Origin of the sequence: Neobacillus sp. NPDC058068, from assembly GCF_042885335.1 — a bacterium.
Taxonomy (GTDB): Bacteria; Bacillota; Bacilli; order Bacillales; family Cytobacillaceae; genus Neobacillus.
The window spans coordinates 25,395-43,645 of sequence record NZ_JBHVSI010000024.1 but is presented as its reverse complement, the minus strand read 5'-3'; the positions used below and the strand labels follow the sequence as shown (position 1 = coordinate 43,645).

At 39.2% G+C, this 18,251-nt stretch carries 21 protein-coding genes; 1 reads left to right on the top strand and 20 read right to left on the bottom strand.

From position 1 onward, the window contains the following. Positions 1-141: 141 nt before the first annotated feature. From ACFVSW_RS23305 to ACFVSW_RS23275, 7 genes are read right to left on the bottom strand one after another with little or no spacing between them, the layout of a single operon-like run. Positions 142-1,119 (bottom strand): biotin--[acetyl-CoA-carboxylase] ligase, encoded by a 978-nt coding sequence (locus tag ACFVSW_RS23305; protein ID WP_387319000.1) that lies wholly within the window; start codon positions 1,117-1,119, stop codon positions 142-144. Beyond that, positions 1,104-2,303, bottom strand: coding sequence for a CCA tRNA nucleotidyltransferase (locus ACFVSW_RS23300; protein WP_387318999.1), 1,200 nt, complete (start codon positions 2,301-2,303; stop codon positions 1,104-1,106). The genes ACFVSW_RS23305 and ACFVSW_RS23300 overlap by 16 nt, the downstream gene beginning before the upstream one ends. 11 nt (positions 2,304-2,314) lie before the next feature. Beyond that, positions 2,315-3,442 (bottom strand): N-acetyl-alpha-D-glucosaminyl L-malate synthase BshA, encoded by a 1,128-nt coding sequence (gene bshA / locus ACFVSW_RS23295; protein ID WP_387318998.1) that lies wholly within the window; start codon positions 3,440-3,442, stop codon positions 2,315-2,317. A 3-nt stretch (positions 3,443-3,445) separates the two neighbouring features. After that, on the bottom strand, positions 3,446-4,156 hold the full coding sequence (gene bshB1 / locus ACFVSW_RS23290; protein WP_387318997.1) for a bacillithiol biosynthesis deacetylase BshB1: 711 nt from the start codon (positions 4,154-4,156) through the stop codon (positions 3,446-3,448). Beyond that, the gene (mgsA, locus tag ACFVSW_RS23285) at positions 4,146-4,565 is read right to left on the bottom strand and encodes a methylglyoxal synthase (protein WP_387318996.1); all 420 of its coding nucleotides are present in this window, start codon (positions 4,563-4,565) and stop codon (positions 4,146-4,148) included. Before mgsA ends, bshB1 begins: the two co-directional genes overlap by 11 nt. A gap of 11 nt (positions 4,566-4,576) precedes the next feature. Then, entirely contained in the window at positions 4,577-5,380 is an 804-nt protein-coding gene (dapB, locus tag ACFVSW_RS23280) for a 4-hydroxy-tetrahydrodipicolinate reductase (RefSeq protein WP_387318995.1), read from the bottom strand. Positions 5,381-5,386: 6 nt separating this feature from the next. After that, entirely contained in the window at positions 5,387-5,722 is a 336-nt protein-coding gene (locus tag ACFVSW_RS23275; RefSeq protein ID WP_387318994.1) for a nucleotide pyrophosphohydrolase, read from the bottom strand. Positions 5,723-5,920: 198 nt separating this feature from the next. Here ACFVSW_RS23275 and ACFVSW_RS23270 point away from each other — a divergent pair, with 198 nt between their 5' ends. Further along, entirely contained in the window at positions 5,921-6,793 is an 873-nt protein-coding gene (locus ACFVSW_RS23270; protein WP_387318993.1) for a YitT family protein, read from the top strand. Between the two features lie 35 nt (positions 6,794-6,828). Here ACFVSW_RS23270 and ypjB read toward each other — a convergent pair whose 3' ends face one another. The 13 genes from ypjB to aroH form a co-directional block, all read right to left on the bottom strand. Next, positions 6,829-7,626 (bottom strand): sporulation protein YpjB, encoded by a 798-nt coding sequence (gene ypjB, locus ACFVSW_RS23265; RefSeq protein ID WP_387318992.1) that lies wholly within the window; start codon positions 7,624-7,626, stop codon positions 6,829-6,831. Positions 7,627-7,703: 77 nt separating this feature from the next. Next, a complete protein-coding gene (gene lhaT / locus ACFVSW_RS23260; RefSeq protein WP_387318991.1) occupies positions 7,704-8,297 on the bottom strand; it encodes a lipoprotein heptaprenylglyceryl N-acetyltransferase LhaT in 594 nt (197 codons plus the stop codon). 58 nt (positions 8,298-8,355) lie between these two features. Continuing rightward, on the bottom strand, positions 8,356-9,141 hold the full coding sequence (locus ACFVSW_RS23255) for a menaquinol-cytochrome c reductase cytochrome b/c subunit (protein WP_387318990.1): 786 nt from the start codon (positions 9,139-9,141) through the stop codon (positions 8,356-8,358). A gap of 61 nt (positions 9,142-9,202) precedes the next feature. Continuing rightward, positions 9,203-9,877: a menaquinol-cytochrome c reductase cytochrome b subunit gene (gene qcrB, locus ACFVSW_RS23250; RefSeq protein ID WP_024030495.1), complete on the bottom strand. Its 675-nt coding sequence runs from the start codon at positions 9,875-9,877 to the stop codon at positions 9,203-9,205. Positions 9,878-9,880: 3 nt separating this feature from the next. Further along, a complete protein-coding gene (locus tag ACFVSW_RS23245) occupies positions 9,881-10,390 on the bottom strand; it encodes a QcrA and Rieske domain-containing protein (RefSeq protein WP_387318989.1) in 510 nt (169 codons plus the stop codon). A 147-nt stretch (positions 10,391-10,537) separates the two neighbouring features. Further along, the gene (locus tag ACFVSW_RS23240; RefSeq protein ID WP_387318988.1) at positions 10,538-10,996 is read right to left on the bottom strand and encodes a YpiF family protein; all 459 of its coding nucleotides are present in this window, start codon (positions 10,994-10,996) and stop codon (positions 10,538-10,540) included. Positions 10,997-11,096: 100 nt separating this feature from the next. Then, positions 11,097-11,663: a ReoY family proteolytic degradation factor gene (locus ACFVSW_RS23235; RefSeq protein WP_387318987.1), complete on the bottom strand. Its 567-nt coding sequence runs from the start codon at positions 11,661-11,663 to the stop codon at positions 11,097-11,099. Positions 11,664-11,695: 32 nt separating this feature from the next. Then, positions 11,696-12,961 carry a tetratricopeptide repeat protein gene (locus tag ACFVSW_RS23230; RefSeq protein ID WP_387318986.1) on the bottom strand — a complete coding sequence of 422 codons (1,266 nt, stop codon included), beginning with the start codon at positions 12,959-12,961 and terminating at the stop codon, positions 11,696-11,698. Between the two features lie 26 nt (positions 12,962-12,987). Further along, positions 12,988-13,884, bottom strand: a complete 897-nt coding sequence (locus ACFVSW_RS23225; RefSeq protein WP_387318985.1) for a hypothetical protein — start codon at positions 13,882-13,884, stop codon at positions 12,988-12,990. A gap of 228 nt (positions 13,885-14,112) precedes the next feature. After that, the gene (gene aroA, locus ACFVSW_RS23220; RefSeq protein WP_387318984.1) at positions 14,113-15,402 is read right to left on the bottom strand and encodes a 3-phosphoshikimate 1-carboxyvinyltransferase; all 1,290 of its coding nucleotides are present in this window, start codon (positions 15,400-15,402) and stop codon (positions 14,113-14,115) included. Between the two features lie 25 nt (positions 15,403-15,427). Beyond that, a complete protein-coding gene (locus ACFVSW_RS23215; RefSeq protein ID WP_387318983.1) occupies positions 15,428-16,534 on the bottom strand; it encodes a prephenate dehydrogenase in 1,107 nt (368 codons plus the stop codon). A gap of 221 nt (positions 16,535-16,755) precedes the next feature. Beyond that, a complete protein-coding gene (gene hisC / locus ACFVSW_RS23210; protein WP_387318982.1) occupies positions 16,756-17,844 on the bottom strand; it encodes a histidinol-phosphate transaminase in 1,089 nt (362 codons plus the stop codon). A gap of 33 nt (positions 17,845-17,877) precedes the next feature. Then, a complete protein-coding gene (gene aroH / locus ACFVSW_RS23205) occupies positions 17,878-18,249 on the bottom strand; it encodes a chorismate mutase (RefSeq protein WP_387318981.1) in 372 nt (123 codons plus the stop codon). Positions 18,250-18,251: the final 2 nt, after the last annotated feature.

The window sequence follows — 18,251 nt, the reverse complement described above, 5'->3', positions numbered from 1 at the left end:
CCGGTCCGTAATACGGATCTAGGCAGAAACCTTTTTTATTATTATTGAAAAACGGTGCAGTTCCCAAGGATACTGCCCACTAAAATTATCATACAAAATGTCCACGCTTCTTGCAAGGAATATAATGCTTTGTGATAGGGTTCAAAGTTCGATATCAGCAGAATAAACATGGTGGATGACACCAGATTGGTCCTCTATTTTTAAAACGCCTTCATCGGTGATTCCCAGTGCTGTTCCTTCAATTACGTTGGTTAACGTTCTTGCTTTAAGTTCTTTTCCAATACTGACGGCATAGCTTTCCCAAAGAAGCTTAATCGGAAAAAAGCCTTGCTTCAAATAGAGTAAATACAGTTTTTCAAAATGTTTAAAAACACTTCTAATTAACGCTGCCCGGGAAATCGTCTCTCCTTTTTCAATTGATAGTGAGCTGGCTATTTCCTGAAGCTCATCTGGGAAATCCTCTTTCCGCTGATTGACGTTTATGCCAATTCCAATAATAATCGAATGAATTCTGTCCGCTTCAGCCTGCAGTTCTGTTAAGATCCCAGTTACCTTTTTTCCATGCAATAATATATCATTTGGCCACTTTATTTCAGGCTGCAGTCCTGTTATTTCTTCCATCGCCTGAACAACAGCTACAGCTGTTAATAGTGTCAACTGAGGCGCGTTCGTCAGCGGGATATTCGGCCTAAGAATTAAACTCATCCAAATACCTGTATATTTTGGTGAATGCCATTTTCTACTCATTCTGCCTTTTCCGGATCTTTGCTCTTCTGCAATAATTACAGTCCCCTCCGGTACATCCTCAGAAGCGAATTGATGGGCAATCTTTTGTGTCGATTCAACACTTTCCTGATAGTGGATATTCCTGCCGATAAATTCCGTTGTCAAGCCAAGTCTGATTTCATCGGCGGTTATTTTTTCCGGTGTTTTTAGAATTCGGTAGCCCCTATTTCGTACGGCTTCTAATTCAAAGCCTTCTTTCCTTAATTCCTTAATGTGCTTCCACACAGCCGTTCTTGAGCAGCCAATTACCTCAGCAAGATGCTGCCCGGATAAATAGACGTCGCCAGCTTTGGTAAAGGCATCAAGCAATTCTTTTCTTAATTCGGACTGCACGCCATTATCCACTCCTTAATTTTTTGTTTATTATTTTCTAATTTCCCTGCTACGATCGCAGTTTCTATCTCTACTAGCGTCTCCTTCAGCCAGGGTCCGCCGCTTTTGTTGAGCCATTTCATCACATCGTTCCCCGTAACCTTAATGTCAGCAAGATGCTTGATTGGAAGATTGTCGTACAAATCTAGCCAATGATTGATTGAATCTGTTTCTTTCATTTCGTTAATAACCAAGTACAGCTTTTCAACGGATAGGATGTTGTCATGGCCTGCATGATACAAATCAAAAACGGACCATTCATACTGAAGTCTTTTTTCCAGGAAGAGTAATAGTTGTTGTATCGCTCTTATGTCTTTAATTGCCATCCGCCACTCTCTTAAAAATGCCTCGACTTCCTTTTCCTGTATATCTAAACAAAAAAGCAATATGGACCACATTTCATTTTTATTTAGACTATCGCATTGAAAGTTTAACAATTGTTTTAAATTCTTTTTCTTAGTCGCCAAACCTGGCAAATAAAGAAATAAATTCGTTTTAAGCAAAACCTTGATGGCTTCATTTCGATTCATGCCGCCTAAAAGTTTTTCAAACTCTGCCTTTTTTCTTTCAACAGCAATATTCTTAAGTAAATCAATTTGCTTGATTAATGCCGTTATCGTATTAGTTTCAATTGTAAAAGAAAGCTGGCTTACAAACCGAACTGCCCGCAGCATTCTTAACGCATCTTCACCGAACCGTTCCTCTGCCTTACCAACAGTTTGAATTACTTTATCTTTAATTGCCGTCTGTCCATTAAAGGGGTCAATTAGTTTTCCATTTCGGTCCATCGCGATTGCATTCATCGTAAAATCCCTGCGCTTTAAGTCATCTTGAAGATTACGGATAAACGCTACCTCTTTCGGCCGGCGAAAGTCCTGATACTCCGCTTCGGTCCTAAAGGTGGTAATTTCATACGATCCGCCGTTAAATAATACAAGCACTGTTCCATGCTCTATTCCAATATCGACAGTTTTCGGAAAAATTGATTTCACTTCATCAGGTGTTGCTGATGCAGCAATATCTACGTCGCTAATCCTTCTCTTTAAAAGGTAATCCCTAACGGAACCGCCAACGAAATAGGCTTCGTAGCCGGCATCCTCTAATTTCCTTAAAACAGGATTAGCTGATAAAAAAGGTTCTATCATCATACTTCACCTTAATTCATTAAATTAAAATATAATTGTTCATATTGTTCAACAATTTTTGCTGCATTGAAGGTTGTTTTAACCGTTTCCACTGATAGCTTGGAAAACTGCCGATGAAGATGTTGATCATTTAACAGCTCAATTGCTTTATTTGAGATCTTTTCTATGTCTCCTACATCACAAATAAATCCTGTTTCTCCATGTAAAATGACTTCTGGGATTCCACCAATATTTGTCCCAATACACGGCACTCCACAAGCCATAGCCTCTAAAGCCACCAGCCCAAAGCTTTCCTTTTCCGAAAGTAATAGCATCAAATCACTGATGGAATACAATTCCTCAAGATTCTCTTGTTTTCCAAGGAAAAGGACCTGGTCCTCTAACCCGAGCTGCCTTACCAGTTTACAAACTAAAGTCATTTCAGGTCCGTCGCCAACTAACAACAATTTTGCCGGCATTGTCGCAGAAATTTGCGCAAAGGTTTTCACTACATCCTGGACACGCTTTACGGCCCGAAAATTTGAGACATGGATGATCACTTTCTCTTCTTCTTTAATCGCGAATTCTTCCTTTAGTTTACAAGCATCTCTTTTATGGTAGATTCGCTCATCAATAAAATTATAGACAGTTTCAATTTGCTTATCCGGATTGATTAGTTCATAGGTTTGATCCACTAATGCCTTGGAGACAGCAGTGACAACATCGGATTTTTCGATACCAAATTTAATTGCATCTGTTAATGATGGATCATACCCTAATACGGTTATGTCTGTACCATGTAGTGTCGTTACTATTTTTATATCTCTGTGGCTCATTTGCTTCGCTAATATCGCACATACCGCGTGTGGAATGGCGTAATGAACATGGAGCAAATCTAATTTCTCCCGATTTGCTACTTCCGCCATTTTGCTTGCCAGGGCAATGTCATAAGGCGCGTACTGGAAAACAGAATATTGATTCACTTCGACTTGATGGTAATAAATATTATGGTACATTTTATTAAGCCTAAAAGGAATGCTTGAAGAAATAAAGTGAATCTCATGTCCTTTTTCTGCTAGCATTTTCCCAAGCTCTGTGGCTATTACACCCGATCCGCCCACTGTTGGATAACAGGTAATCCCAATTTTTAGTTTCTTCATTTTTCAATCTCCCATCAAATCTCGCTTCACAAGGATTGGCACTTTTGTTTTAAAGCCTTCTGCATAGGTAACCCCAACCAATTTTCCAAACATTCTTTCCCGGGCTTCGATGGTTTCAATATAACCATTGACGAGCGGTGTATTGAAGCTTTCGTCGGTTTGTTCAAATTGGCTTTTATATGCACTTAATGCTTCCAGTTTTTTGTCGATAAACATTGTGACATCCGTAGTAAAATCCGGCTTGTGGAAACCATTAATCATATAAAAATACAGTTTTTCTACTCGGTGCGGCTCTGTACCTTCTTCAGTCTGATATTTCTTAATCCCAGCTGAAAAAACCGCCTCCTCCACAAGACGGGCACAATTCCCATGATCAGGGTGGCGGTCCTCAAAATAGGGAGCAAAGACAACTCGGGGTTTATATGTTCGAATAATACCGGCAATCTTCCTTATGTATTCATCATTTAAGAATAAACCTCTATCAGGAAATGCTAGCGAAGTCCGTTTACAAACACCTAATATTTCAGCTGCATCTCTTGCTTCTGCTTTTCTTAACGTGACATTTCCATTAGAAGAAAGATCAGCATCCGTTAAATCACAAATACCGATACGTTTCCCTTCAGAAACAAGTTTCGCTATCGTACCTGCCATGCCGATTTCCACATCATCAGCATGGGCACCGAAAGCAAGAATATGTAACGGTTTATCTTCCATTTACCTCACCATTTTCTTTAACAATATTTCTCCAATCGATTAAGCCCAGTTCTAGACCTCTAATTAATAATTCGGCCGTACCCATATTGGTCGCAAGTGGAATGGAATATACATCACACAGTCTGACCAGTGCAGTCACATCCGGTTCATGAGGCTGAGCTGTCAACGGATCGCGGAAGAAGAAAATCGCATCCATTTGATTTTGGGCAATCTTTGCACCAATTTGCTGATCACCACCAAGTGGACCCGATTGATAGCGGGTAATCGACAACCCCGTAGCTTCATTAATTCGTAAGCCGGTTGTGCCCGTAGCAAACAGAGTATGTTTCTTAAATATTTCTTGATAGGCTGTGACAAATTGGACGAGATCATTTTTCTTTTCATCATGGGCAATTAAGGCAATATTCATTATTTTGACTCCTAGTCTAAAATATTTTCTAGTCCGTAAACAAAATTATTATGCTTCATTACCGTTTCGACCGCTACCTTCACACCTGACATAAAGGAGGCACGATTATAGGAATCATGACGAATGGTTAATGTCTGACCATCAGAGCCGAATAAAACCTGCTGATGGGCGATGAGCCCTGGCAAGCGGACAGAATGAATATGCATGCCATCATAATCCGCCCCTCTAGCACCTGTTATTGTTTCTTTTTCATTGGTGTGACCCTGTTTTTTAGTTTCCCTTACAGCTGATATCATCTCTGCTGTTTTTACCGCGGTCCCGGATGGGGCATCTAGTTTCTGGTCATGGTGCATTTCGATAATTTCAACATCATGAAAATATTTCGCCGCCAGCTGTGAAAATTTCATCATCATTACGGCCCCAATAGCAAAGTTTGGCGCAATTATACAGCCTAATTCTTTTTCACTGCAGGTATCTTCCAATTCAGTTAAATCCTCTTTTGTAAAGCCCGTTGTACCCACAACAGGGCGGACATTGTGTTCCAGTGCTGTTTTCGCGTGGTACATGCCAACTTCAGGCGTGGTTAAATCTATTAATACGTCTGCTTCTACCTCTTGCAGGCATTTTTCAATATCAGTATAGATTGGTACATTTGAAATAGATTGAAACCCTGCTATATCACTTAACATCATGCCATCATACTTGTGATCAAGGACAGCCGTCAGTTTAAAATGTGTTGTGGCAGTTACCAGCTGAACTGCCTCAGAGCCCATTCGGCCACGCGGACCGGCAATAATAATTTTAATTTCATTCATTTTAATTCACTCCTGCTCAATTCTTGTCCAACGATCTGAATCTCTTGTTTTAAATTTATCCATGACATGATCATGGGCATCTTCCAAGTCAACCTTTAAGGCATTGGCCATGCAAATGAGAACAAAGAGAAGATCACCAAGTTCTTCTTCAATGGCTTTTTCAGTTTCACTGCTTTTCTTCGGTTTTTCACCGTAGTAATGGTTTACTTCTCTAGCTAACTCTCCTAATTCTTCTGTTAATCTTGCAAGCATTGCAAGAGGACTAAAATATCCTTCTTTAAATTGGCCTATGTAAGTATCGACGTCTGCCTGAAGGTCTTTCATTGTCTTATGTACTGCCATTTTCTCATTACCTCATTTCTTCTGCAAATATCACATTAACAATGTTATTTATTCATGTTTATGTTAGCTAAATTGGGGTGGTTTTACAAATATTTTCGTTTCTATCATCTCTTTTTCTCTCCTCATTGCTCTTAGCTCTTTAATCGGCTATAATAAATACCGCCATAGGAGAGATTATTTGGAAGAGGAGGAATGTTTATGATAGTAGGGCTTAAATTAAAGAACATTCTGTTTATCCTATTAGGTGCGGCCATTATGTCATTCGGCTTGGTTAATTTTAATATGCAGAATAAGTTGGCGGAAGGCGGGTTCACAGGAATTACACTCATTTTTTATTTCTTATTGAACTGGGATCCTTCTTATACAAACCTGCTTCTTAATATCCCTTTATTTTTTATTGGCTGGAAGTTATTAGGACGGACCGCCTTCTTATATACCATTTTAGGAACAGTTGGGGTTTCAATTTTTTTATGGATTTTTCAACGTTACTCGATTGATATGCCGCTGCAAAGCGATTTAACCTTGGCAGCTTTGTTTGCCGGTGTCTTCACGGGAATTGGCTTAGGAGTTATCTTTCGGTTCGGAGGAACAACTGGCGGGGTCGATATTATTGCAAGACTTGTCCAAAAATATGCAGGCTGGAACATGGGAAAGACGATGTTTATCTTTGATGCCTGCGTTATTGCCCTTTCATTATTCACATACCTTAATTATAAACAAGCAATGTACACACTTGTTGCTGTTTTCGTCGGTGCAAGGGTGATTGATTTTATGCAGGAAGGTGCTTATTCTGCTCGGGGGGCAATGGTCATTTCAGATATGAATGAACAAATTGCCAAAAAAATTATGGATGAAATGGACCGTGGGGTTACTGCATTAAGAGGTTATGGTTCCTATACGAAAAGCGAGCGTGAAGTTTTGTATTGCGTTGTCGCCAAAAACGAAATCATGCGCTTGAAAAATTTGATCACCTCTGTTGACCCACACGCATTTATCTCGATTTCTGTTGTCCATGATGTCCACGGAGAAGGATTTACACACGATGAAAACAAAATGCCATTACGGAAATAAAAAGCAATGTCGATAACGACATTGCTTTTTTAATCTTAATCCTTATGTTCTCTTGAGTGGTCTTTTTTCCATGTTTTGTCACCTTGATACTTGCGCCACCCAACATAGGATAATGTCATAATAATAATGCTTCCTGTTGAAATGATTACCCACCATAGTGAAGGATCTGCATCATCTTTTTCCATATTGGCAAAAAGATTTTTTAAGTCGGTATCTAAAGCATAAAGTTCCTGCTGACTTTTCGGGTCTCTAATAATCTGTGAGCTATACTCATTTATAAAATCAATCCGCGCGTCCAATCTTTGAATGTTTTCGATAGGAACATCAATCTTCATGCTCGGATAAATGACGTTATATAGTGATAGAAAGGTATTAAAGTTTGCATGAAATTGAGCTGTATCGCCATTTATGGCTGCATCCCTTGCTTGGCTAAAGACACTCATTATTGGTTCTTCCATTTCTGTCCATAAGGGTTGATGGCTTGTCGCGATAGCATCTATAACAAGCCGGAATTTAGTTAATTTATTTATTCTTTCCTCATATTTCATGTTAGGGCTAACCGCTGCTTCCATCGCTTCATCATGCGAGGTGTTAACAATTCTTACTTCATCTACAGATAATGGCCTTGCATTACCAGAAATATTCGTGAACTGGTCAGAAAAATAATCAAGCATTTTTTTAGCATCTTCATATCGATGAAACTTTACCATTTGGAGTGCTTCATCAGAAATATCATCCAGCCGCTCCATGGGCGATTGCTGTTCCGCGGCTGCGGTTATGGGAGTCATCATCATAATAATTGCAAATAAAAGTAACCATTTGATTTTCAACAATCCTTGTCCCCCCTTTCATTACTAATAAAATGTATGTAAGGGTGGACAAGGTTAGACCACTAATTATTGAAACACGATTATTTTATTTCTAATTTAAACCGGTTCGGTCTTATTGAAAAATAATAGGCCAGTCCAATCGAAACAACTGAAAGCCAGAAAGTAAAATAGCCAATTTGCGGTATATACTGATCCAGCATATGATAACTAGGGAGCATAAAAAATACATAATCAATTACATCATTATGCAGCGTCCATATTGCTGTTACGATTAAATGCCACAATTTAAAACGGTAAAACGGTGCATACAATATTCCTTGGACAGCCATTGCAAAATGGGAGATAATCAACATATAGCCAATCCAGTCAAGCTCCCCTGAAACAAAATAAACAAGGATATTCATCACAACTGCCCAAATTCCATATTTAAAAAGGGTTACAATCGCAAGTGCTTCGATTAATGGCCAGTTTTTCCCCATCAGAAATGCAATCAGGACAAAAACAAAAAATAAGCTTGCTGTCGGACTGTCGGGAACAAAAGGAAGAAAAATAGCAGGTGTTTCTTTGAGCTGCCACCCATACCAATAATATCCGTAAGCAGTTCCGGCTATATTGACAATGAGTAAAAGTCCGAGAATGGATCTATTTGCCAAAAGAGGATAAATAAAGCGCACAAATACTCCCCATTTCAATAAAAAAGCTGACGATTCCCGTCAGCTTTTCATCATTTAATTATTTTTTACCAATTTCCGCGATAAATTCAGATAGCTTTTTAAGCTGCTCATCATTACCTTTAAAAATCCCTGGAGGCATTGTACCGCCTGGACCTTTTTTACCTTCTACAGCAATTTTTGCTATTTCTTCAGCAGATAAGCCAGTACCAACTAATGTTGGTGCTCCAGCGCCGCCTTGGAAATTATCACCATGACAGGTAATACACGTATTATCAGTTGCAATTTTGTAGCCATCACTTGTTTTATCAAAATCTACTTTCGCAACGATTTTACCTTGGCGTTCAGCTGCTGCCCAGTCATGTGTTGCAACAGATTGCCACGTTAAAAATACGGTAGCTGCTATTGCCAACAACATAAATGATGTTGCAAGCGGACGCTTCAGTGGACGGCGTTCCGGTCCGACATCAAGGAACGGTGCTAATAATAAGCCGCCAAAAGCGAGTCCTGGAATGACCATAGCTCCAATAACAGTATATGGGCCAGATGCATATGTGTATTTCAGCAATTGATATAAGAACAAGAAATACCAGTCTGGTAATGGAATATAACCTGTATCGGTCGGATCCGCAATCCTTTCAAGCGGAGCCGGATGTGCAACTGTTAAGCATAAATAGCCGACAAGAAAAACGGCACCTATCATCCATTCTTTTAAAAGGAAGTTAGGCCAGAATGCCTCTGTTTTACCAGGATATTCTGAGTAATCTTTTGGAAGCATCGTTTTACGTGATTCAGGTGCTGGTACACGTGAGTCACCGACGAACTTCATACCTTTACCGCGATGCATTGAGCAATCCCCCTCCTTTTTTCCGTAGAGATTAGAAAAAACTTACAGCTTTAACTTTATTTTAAAGCGGTCCAGAAATACCTTGTTTACGAATCATAATGAAGTGAGCTCCCATAAGTCCGAGCAATGCTCCTGGCAGGAAGAACACGTGGATTGCAAAGAAACGGGTTAATGTTTGAGCACCAACAATATGTTCATGACCTGCTAATAATACTTTAACGTAGGAACCAATGAACGGTGTGGCCTCAGCGATTTGCAGACCAACTTTTGTAGCGAACAGCGCTTTCATATCCCAAGGTAATAAATATCCTGTAAAACCTAAACCAAGCATGACGAAGAAAATAAGTACTCCGACAATCCAGTTCAACTCACGAGGCTTTTTATAAGCACCCTGGAAGAAGACACGCAATGTATGTAAAAACATCATAACAAGCACTAAACTTGCACCCCAGTGATGCATTCCACGTACAATTTGACCAAAAGCCACTTCATTTTGCAGATAATAAACAGATTCCCATGCGTTTTTAATATCCGGTACATAGTACATAGTTAAGAACATACCGGAAAGAATTTGAATGACTGTTACGAAGAATGTCAGACCGCCAAAGCAGTAAACAAACGCTGAAAAGTGATGCGCCGGGTTAACATGCTCAGGTACTTCATGGTCTGCAATATCGCGCCACAAAGGCGTAATATCTAAACGTTCATCGACCCAGTCGTAAATTTTGTTTAACAATGATTACGCCTCCTTCCGTGGTTTAGCTTTACCTAAATAAAGGAAACCGTCTTTTTCCTTGTATGGATACACATCAAGCGGTGCCAATGGTGGTGTACCAGCAATATTTTTACCATTTTTCTCATATCTGCCATAGTGACATGGACAGAAGAATTGACCTGGATGTTCCTTATCAGTATTCCAGTTAACTGTACAGCCTAAATGTTTACATACAGGTGATAGCGCTACAATTTTATTTGTCTTATCATCACGATAAACCCATGCAGTATTGGTTACATCTGACTCATACCAGGCATCCTTTTGTTTGAAGGTAAAGTCAACCCGAACCGGATCAGAAGTTAACTCAGAAACCTTCTGCTTTGTAGCAATATAATCCCCGCCAGCTTCAGCTTTTAATACAGGATCCACTGCAAATCGTACCATTGGCATTAACATACCAGCCGCCATAAAGCCGCCTACACCAGTTAATGTGTAGCTTAAAAATTGACGTCTTGAAACGCGCTCTTTACTCATGTTTATCCCCCCCTCTATTCACGAAGTTAAGTCCAGCGGACAATTATTAAACACATATAAAACTAGGACATAACAATGATATATCAATCTACAGGCAAGGTCAATATCATACTATTTTAAAAACATATAATCTAAATAGTTTTTCCCTTATCCCTGCCATTTTTGGGTAAAAAGACTTAAAAGCTGTTTTACTTGGCTATTAATCATTTCCACCTTTTGAGATTCTGACATCTGCTCCAGCAGAAGTGATGGAAGCCAAATTAATGACCCGCCTAATTTTTCCTCATGTGCTTTCCATTCAATATCGGATGTTATGTAATATATGTGTTTAAAATCACCTTTTATGATATTTTCCTCCCAAGTCAGCAAATCATTCAATACTTTTTCGCTATTTTCATTTTTTAAATATGTAAATGGAGGAAATAATAATAACCTTCCTGTAAACTGCCTTTCTATTTGGTTTGTTAACAGCGAGATAAATTCTGAAGCCGAGGCTGACTGCTTCATTTCACCCTCAAACGAAATTGAATAGATGGGAATAATAGCAGTATCCACATACTCCTTGGCATTTAAATAAGTTTCAATATCTTGTGGTATCCATTTCATTTTTTCCACCTGCCTTTTGTTTCACTATTCCTATAATATCATTATCTCCTTAAACATTAAAAGAAAATGATAAATATTAAAAAAACAAAAGAAAGGTTGCTTATCGCAAACTTCCTTTTGTTTCAGCCGTTGTTAGCTTATTTAATTTTTCTGTTAGCATCCGAAACGCCTTACGATCTTGGTTATCAAGTGCCTCATCAATTAATTGCAGCAGTTTTTCACGTTGAAAGCGTTCAATACTATGCTGTAACAATTGTTCTGCAATGATTCCATCTTTTTCATTCACTTGCAGATGTTTTGGAACAAAGGGATTTTCCTCAAGCACCGCTGCATATTGATGTGCCTGATTTGAAGCATGGAAGTTTAACTGAATAAATATATCCTCGTCTCGATTAAGCCGAATATCATGGAATGATTTTTCAGCATCCGTTGTCATCACATTTTCTTTATAAAAACGAAATGGCACTTTATCCACACAATGTGTAGACATAATCAAACCTCGCGGACAATACTGTGCTTGCTCAACAAAATGAACCTTTTCCATTAGTTGATCGTGGCTCATTAAATAGTTGAGGATCCAAACACATTCTCTTCTTTTTAATTGATAATGATTTAAAAACCAGCGAATAAAGTCCTTCTTCTCGTTGACAGAAACAGGGGTTGCCATGATAGTTTCCCTCCTCTGCATAATCAGCTTTTTTAATCCTTCACATCGGTAAGACGATCAAGTATTTCTATAAATTCAACATTTGTTGGATCCTCAATTAGCAGCTGTTTAAAAATTTCGGCGGCTCGGTCGGTTTTTCCTTCCTCAATTAGAAAATATCCGTAATCAAGCAAAAATGCTTCATTATTCTTAAAAAAAGTATATGCACTTTCATATTTGTCTAATGCGTAGGAGTATTTCTCTAATTTTTGAAAGCTAAGTGCGGAATCCCATAAAAGCTGGGGCTCCTCATCTTCAATAATGTCTAGCTGAGAAACTAACTCGAGGACATCTTCATATCTTTCCTGTTGGAAAAAGAGCTTATTTAACATAAGCGCAGCTTCTGTGAATCCAGGATCTAATGCAAGTGCCTCCCGGAAGTATTGCTCAGCATCTGCGTCTTTTCCGAGCTTTAGTGCTGTTTTCCCGCCATAGAAAAATAATTCTTTATTAAATTCATCCTGTTTTATTCCTTCTTGAATCGCGAGTAAACTATTTTCAAGTTCTTCTTCCCGTTCGTATCCGATTGCAAGATGTAAATAGAGTGAATGGTATTCTGGATCAAGGGCTTTTAATTCATTGAACTTTTCAATGGCAGTTCGATTATAGCCTGCCTGTAGCGCTGTAAATGCGGAGCCGAATAATGTGTTTATCTCTAATTTTCCATCGAGCGCCTTATCATAATAAGCCAGAGCCTCCTCAAAAGACCCTGATCCGCTTAATAGGTCTGCCATCCGTCCATGGATATTAATGCCGGCCATTTCGTTTTCTTCTTTTAAAACCGTTTCATAGGCGTTCATCGCCTTGGCAATTTCGCCAAGTTCTCCATAAAGCTCCCCTAAAGCGAAATCAATAATGACTTCATTTGGCAGTATTTGTTTTGCCTTCAATAATTTTCCTTCACACACTTCATATAGTCCTTGGAGTTGATAAAGGTCTGCTAACAGTAATAATGACTGTGCATAATTAGTATCTTGTTCTGAAATTTTTTCTAGAACAAGAATTGCATCTTCCTCTTCTCCGGCTTCCACCAATATTTCACCTAGCAGAACAAGAAGTTCGCCTTCTTCAGGGTAAATTTCCAATAGGTTTTCAATTAATTTCTTTGCTTCATCTAAAAATCCATACTGGTACAATTCTTCCCCCAAGAGAAATTTTTCCTCGGGCAGACCGCTTTTTAATATAAGATTATATTCATTTAAGGCGTCATTATGTTGGCCCTGCTCTATCATGTTAATAATTTTATTTACTCTCTCCAATGGCTTTACCTCTTTTCCCCCTTAAATTACAAAGAAAAATACGATGGGGTTTGCACCTTTACATGTTCTCCATATCCTGGCTTAAATAAAACCTTAGCCCCTGTCCGAACAATCTTTCCTTTGTGAACTGTAACTACAAGTCTATCACCATGATAATGAAATAAATTGACTTCATCAACATTATTGATTTCTCGTCCCTTTAAATATAAGTTATAGCTTAATTCAGTGCCGTGCATTAGACTTGCTCTTTGCGGATATAAACCTATTTTATTTAGTATAGCGGTACATAATGGCTGATTTTCTTCTATTTCTTCATAAATTGAAGGAATTTTTTCTTTTACCATGATACCTTTCCATTTCGACAAAACGGCCCTCTCTTCCTTCTTCTGCGAAGAAGAAATTTTTGGAATCAAGGGACTGTTGAACGGGAATATCGCTTCCCTGATCCATCCCCATGGCACATTTTCCAATTGACCCGGCTCCTCTACTTCAACAAAAATGGCCGGAATTTTTTCTTTCTTACACATTCTCATTAGGCTTGGAGTAATTAGGCGGACTGGGATTCTGATCCCGATGATAAAGTCAACAGGACTACCCACCAGCGCTGTTTTCATTTCCTTGAATTTTTCAGTTAATTCATTTTCGTAGGAAACATCAACATATGTAAGCATGGTTGTACATCCTTTTAGCAAAAAGTGGTCAATTAGATAATTTTTCAATGCTTGAAAAGATTCTTTATACGGAATTTTGGAATTAAAAAGCACAAAAGACGGGGTCATAATATAAGGGTCAACATTCATTTTCATCACCCGATAATGATTAAAACAAGGTTGAATCTTCGTTATTCGATTATCTGAAATCAACAGCGAACATGTAGTTAATTGCCTGTCTTTAAGAATGTTGGCATTTTCAATGATATACATCGTCTCACCACCCGCTTATCTTCTGTCCAGCTGCAGCGCCTAGGGGCTCGAGTCATAAGCCATTCCGTCGAGAAGGTTAAAGAGCAACCTTCCCGGCGGCCTGTCTTATGCTTATCGCCCCTGGGCAAGGCGCTTCCGCTTTTCTTCTTTAAGACAAGCTATGCTGAAAATTTCAAAACTATGACTTTGTCCTACACCAAAAAAGAAAAGCCGCAATGATGGCAGCTTTTACTGTAAAAGGCTATTAATATGATTAAAAAAATTCGGGTAGGAAACGGAAATTGCTTCAGGATTCTCGAGAATGACCTCTTCGTTACTTAGAAGGGCTGCAATTGCGAGCATCATTCCAATCCGATGGTCGCCGTGGCTTGAGACAGTTCCACCTGAAAGTTTAGTTTTTCCGTGGATAATCATTCCATCAGCTGTTGCCTCTATCGCAGCCCCTAATTTTTTTAGTTCTTGGACAACAGTATCGATTCGATTTGTTTCTTTTACCTTTAATTCTTCCGCATCTTTAATGATCGTCTTTCCTTCAGCTTGGGTTGCCAGTAAGGCTATGATTGGGATCTCATCAATTAGTTTTGGAATTAAATCTCCTTCCACAATTGTTCCCTTTAGTGCGGAGGTTTTAATAATGAGGTCACCAAATGGTTCAAATCCGTTCTCATCCTTTTGAACAATTTGTAAATCAGCACCCATTTTCTTCATGACCTCAATAATTCCTGTTCGGGTAGGATTTAAGCCCACATTTTTCAAGACAATTTCACTGTTAGGAATAACGGCACCGGCGACAAGAAAAAATGCAGCTGAGGAAATGTCACCAGGTACATGGATCGTAGCAGCATGCAGCTTTTGTCCGCCTTTAACCGTAATCAATTGGTTATCCTTTGTGATTTCACCGCCGAATTTACGAATCATTCTTTCCGTATGATCCCGGGTTTCAGCTGGCTCGATGATGGTACTAACTCCATCTGCCTGCAGTCCCGCTAGGAGAATCGCGGACTTTACCTGGGCACTTGCAACCGGCAGTTTGTAGTGAATCGGTGTTAATTGCTTTCCACGGAGAGAAACGGGCGTATAGGCACCGTTTTTTCTTCCATCAATTTTGGCACCCATATTTGTTAATGGGACCGTGACTCTGGTCATTGGTCTTTTTCCAATTGAATCATCGCCAACAAGTGTGGAGAAAAATGGTCTTCCCGCAAGTATCCCCATTAATAAACGAATGGTTGTTCCCGAATTGCCAACATCTAAAACTTCATCAGGTTCTGTTAATCCCTCAAAACCATTACCAAATATACGAAGCTCATTGTCGTTTTCTTCGATGGCAACCCCGAGTTTTCGAAAACATGAGATCGTACTATAACAATCATCTCCGGGAAGAAAATTAGTTACCCGTGTTTCACCATACGCAATGGAACCAAACATGACGGACCTGTGCGAAATTGATTTATCTCCAGGAATGTTTATTTCGCCAAATAATCTTTCTGCGTTCGTTTTCAGTGTTAATGACGCCATATAAATCACCTTTTTTAATCTTAGATTATGAACCGATTGATGTTTGATAGTTGGAATAGGTTTCAATACAACGTTCTGCTTTATACCTGTCCTCTTCCGTTTGAAAACTAATGACTAAAACTCCATTGATATCCTCTCTTGTTTCAAGGATGCGAATGTTTGTTATGCTAATCTTTTCTTTCGCTAAATACCCGGTAATTTCCGAAATCACTCCCGGGTAATCAGGTACATCGACATACAAATCATAAAAGGCAGGAATTGCTCCTTTTTCTTTCATTGGCAGCCCGTCGCGAAATTGTTTTGCCTGGTTGAAATATTGGAAGATAGCTGCACTATTTTCATTTTCAAGCAGGATTTTAACACCATTCATTTCCTCCTGCCATTGATTTAGCAGCTTGATTAATATCTCACGGTTGTGCAGCAAGATATCCTTCCACATTTCTGGACTGCTTGAGGCAATCCGCGTAATATCCCTAAATCCCCCGGCAGCCAGGCGTGGGATGAGACTTTCTGCTTCTGAAAGTTTTTCTGTCTGACGAACGATGGAGGCAGCAATTATATGCGGAAAATGGCTGACAATCCCTGTAAGATAGTCATGATTTTCAGGCGTAATTGTCAAAAACTTTGCCTTTGTCCCAAGTAACCAGCCTTTTAATTGTTCTACTTTTGCTGCCTCAATCTGCTCATCTGGAGTTAACAAATAAAATGCATTTTCAAATAATATTTCTTTTGCAGCTGAAACCCCACTTTTATGCGAACCAGCCATTGGGTGACCGCCAATAAAAGTGATTCCCCGCTCCTTCAAGCTGGTGGTGCTTTCAACAATTTTCCCTTTAGTACTGCCTGTATCAGTTATAATTACGTCTGGATGAAGCGGCAATTTAGCCAGCATCTGGAGAATCTCTTTGGTGTCGTTAACAGGTGCAGCAATAATGATTAAATTGGCATGGATTGCTCCATCCTCAATGGTTTCCGCTATTTCATCAATGACACCAAGCATTTTTGCCAGTCTAGACTGTTCTTTATTAATATCAAATCCAACTATCACAGCTTCGTTATGTTCCTTCTTGATACATAATGCTAAGGAACCGCCGATTAATCCTAAGCCAATTACAAAAACACGGCCATTCAATGAATATTCCCCCAATATAAGAAAAGCGCAAGCGCCCTGTTCAGCGGCGTATGGCCTGGAGCGCTCCAACTGAGATAAAGGAAACACGGTGAGCGCAAGCGTTCAGATGTTGACTTATCGTAGGGCGGAGCGCGAAGGACACTAGCCGCTAGGGCGCTGGAGCTAGACACTTCTCAAAGTCCAATGAAATAAATTCTGATATTTTTAAAAAGCTTCTCTGATTAATTCTTATCAAGAAATTCGCTTAATGCTTGTAGTACACCTTCATTTTGTTCAGATGATCCAACGGTAATTCTTACAGCAGTTGGGAAACCAAGCGCTTTACCGGATCGGACAATATAACCTTTCTCTTGTAAAAAATGAAAAGCCGCATCCCCATCAATATTCAAATCAATTAAAATAAAATTAGTTTGTGATGGATAATAGTCCAATTGGTTTTGTTCACAAAAATCATAAAATTGTGATAGACCCTGTCTGTTTTTCTCCTTACAAACTTCGACAAATTCCTGGTCCTTGATTGCCGCAATTGCTCCTAGCTGCCCTAATGAATTAACATTAAATGGCTCCCTTGCAGGCTCTAGCGCTTTTATGATTGCTCGATTTGCAACTCCATAGCCGACTCTTAAGGCAGCCATTCCATAAATTTTCGAAAAGGTTCGAAGGACAATTAAATTTTTATACTTCCGAGTTAACCCGATCGAATCATAATAATCTTCAGCTACTACATATTCATAGTAAGCTTCATCAAGAACGACAAGGATATGCGGGGGAACCTTATCTAAAAACGGAATTAATTTATTTTCCGGAATATATGTACCCGTAGGGTTATTAGGACTGCAGACCCAAATAACATTAGTCTGTTCGTCTATAGCCGCAAGCATTGCCTCCAAATCATGTTCACCATTGATTAACGGCAATTCCTTAACGACTGCACCTTCAATTACGGCGTTGTGTTTGTATTGCGAAAAAGATGGAGTCGCCATAATCGTACTTGCATTAGGATGGAGCAACGATCTTGAAATAATTTGAATAAGGTTATCTGAACCATTCCCTAAAATGAGTTCTTCCTCATCAACATTCAAAAATTCAGAAAGCTTCTCTCTTAAGTGAGTGGCATAGCCGTCAGGATAAATAGCCAACCCTGAAAGGTTTGTTTGCAGGACCTCAACGACCGCAGGTGAACAGCCAAACGGGTTTTCATTGGAGGCCAGCTTGACAATTTTCTCCAGATTGAATTGTTTTTTGACCGCATCAATTGACTTTCCTGGCTGATACGGTGTAAGTGTCAATAATTGCTCTTTCCATCTCATTTTCTCCACCCCTTCAATAATTGTTAACTAAAACTATGTCAAACTATTACCTAAGTCTGGTCTAAGTACTTTAGCTCCTTTTAAATAAACATGAATAATTTCTTCTTGGGAGAGATCGGTATTTACATGCATCATAATTCTGACACACAAGTTCAACGAATTAGGAACCTGCATTTCCCGCATGCACATGACCGGTACGTAAGTCCAGCCCGTAAATGTCCGCAATACTTTAGCCGGGAAGGCGGCATCAATATCTTCAGTAGTTGAGATAAATACGGATGCAACTGAATCAGGCTTTATATGATTCGCTTCAATTAATTTTGCCAGAAGTTCTTTAGTGGCAGGAATAATCGCTTCCTCAGTATTACTATTAACGGTCGTTGCTCCCCTCACCCCTCTGATCATAA

Coding starts and splice junctions, on each gene's coding strand:
- ACFVSW_RS23245 (WP_387318989.1), bottom strand. CDS start 10,390: ATGAGTAAAGAGCGCGTTTCAAGACGTCAATTTTTAAGCTACACATTA.
- ACFVSW_RS23275 (WP_387318994.1), bottom strand. CDS start 5,722: ATGGCAGTACATAAGACAATGAAAGACCTTCAGGCAGACGTCGATACT.
- ACFVSW_RS23255 (WP_387318990.1), bottom strand. CDS start 9,141: ATGCATCGCGGTAAAGGTATGAAGTTCGTCGGTGACTCACGTGTACCA.
- bshB1 (WP_387318997.1), bottom strand. CDS start 4,156: ATGGAAGATAAACCGTTACATATTCTTGCTTTCGGTGCCCATGCTGAT.
- ACFVSW_RS23240 (WP_387318988.1), bottom strand. CDS start 10,996: ATGAAATGGATACCACAAGATATTGAAACTTATTTAAATGCCAAGGAG.
- ACFVSW_RS23270 (WP_387318993.1), top strand. CDS start 5,921: ATGATAGTAGGGCTTAAATTAAAGAACATTCTGTTTATCCTATTAGGT.
- bshA (WP_387318998.1), bottom strand. CDS start 3,442: ATGAAGAAACTAAAAATTGGGATTACCTGTTATCCAACAGTGGGCGGA.
- ACFVSW_RS23235 (WP_387318987.1), bottom strand. CDS start 11,663: ATGGCAACCCCTGTTTCTGTCAACGAGAAGAAGGACTTTATTCGCTGG.
- aroA (WP_387318984.1), bottom strand. CDS start 15,402: ATGGCGTCATTAACACTGAAAACGAACGCAGAAAGATTATTTGGCGAA.
- ACFVSW_RS23300 (WP_387318999.1), bottom strand. CDS start 2,303: ATGATAGAACCTTTTTTATCAGCTAATCCTGTTTTAAGGAAATTAGAG.
- dapB (WP_387318995.1), bottom strand. CDS start 5,380: ATGAATGAAATTAAAATTATTATTGCCGGTCCGCGTGGCCGAATGGGC.
- mgsA (WP_387318996.1), bottom strand. CDS start 4,565: ATGAATATTGCCTTAATTGCCCATGATGAAAAGAAAAATGATCTCGTC.
- aroH (WP_387318981.1), bottom strand. CDS start 18,249: ATGATCAGAGGGGTGAGGGGAGCAACGACCGTTAATAGTAATACTGAG.
- ACFVSW_RS23225 (WP_387318985.1), bottom strand. CDS start 13,884: ATGTATATCATTGAAAATGCCAACATTCTTAAAGACAGGCAATTAACT.
- hisC (WP_387318982.1), bottom strand. CDS start 17,844: ATGAGATGGAAAGAGCAATTATTGACACTTACACCGTATCAGCCAGGA.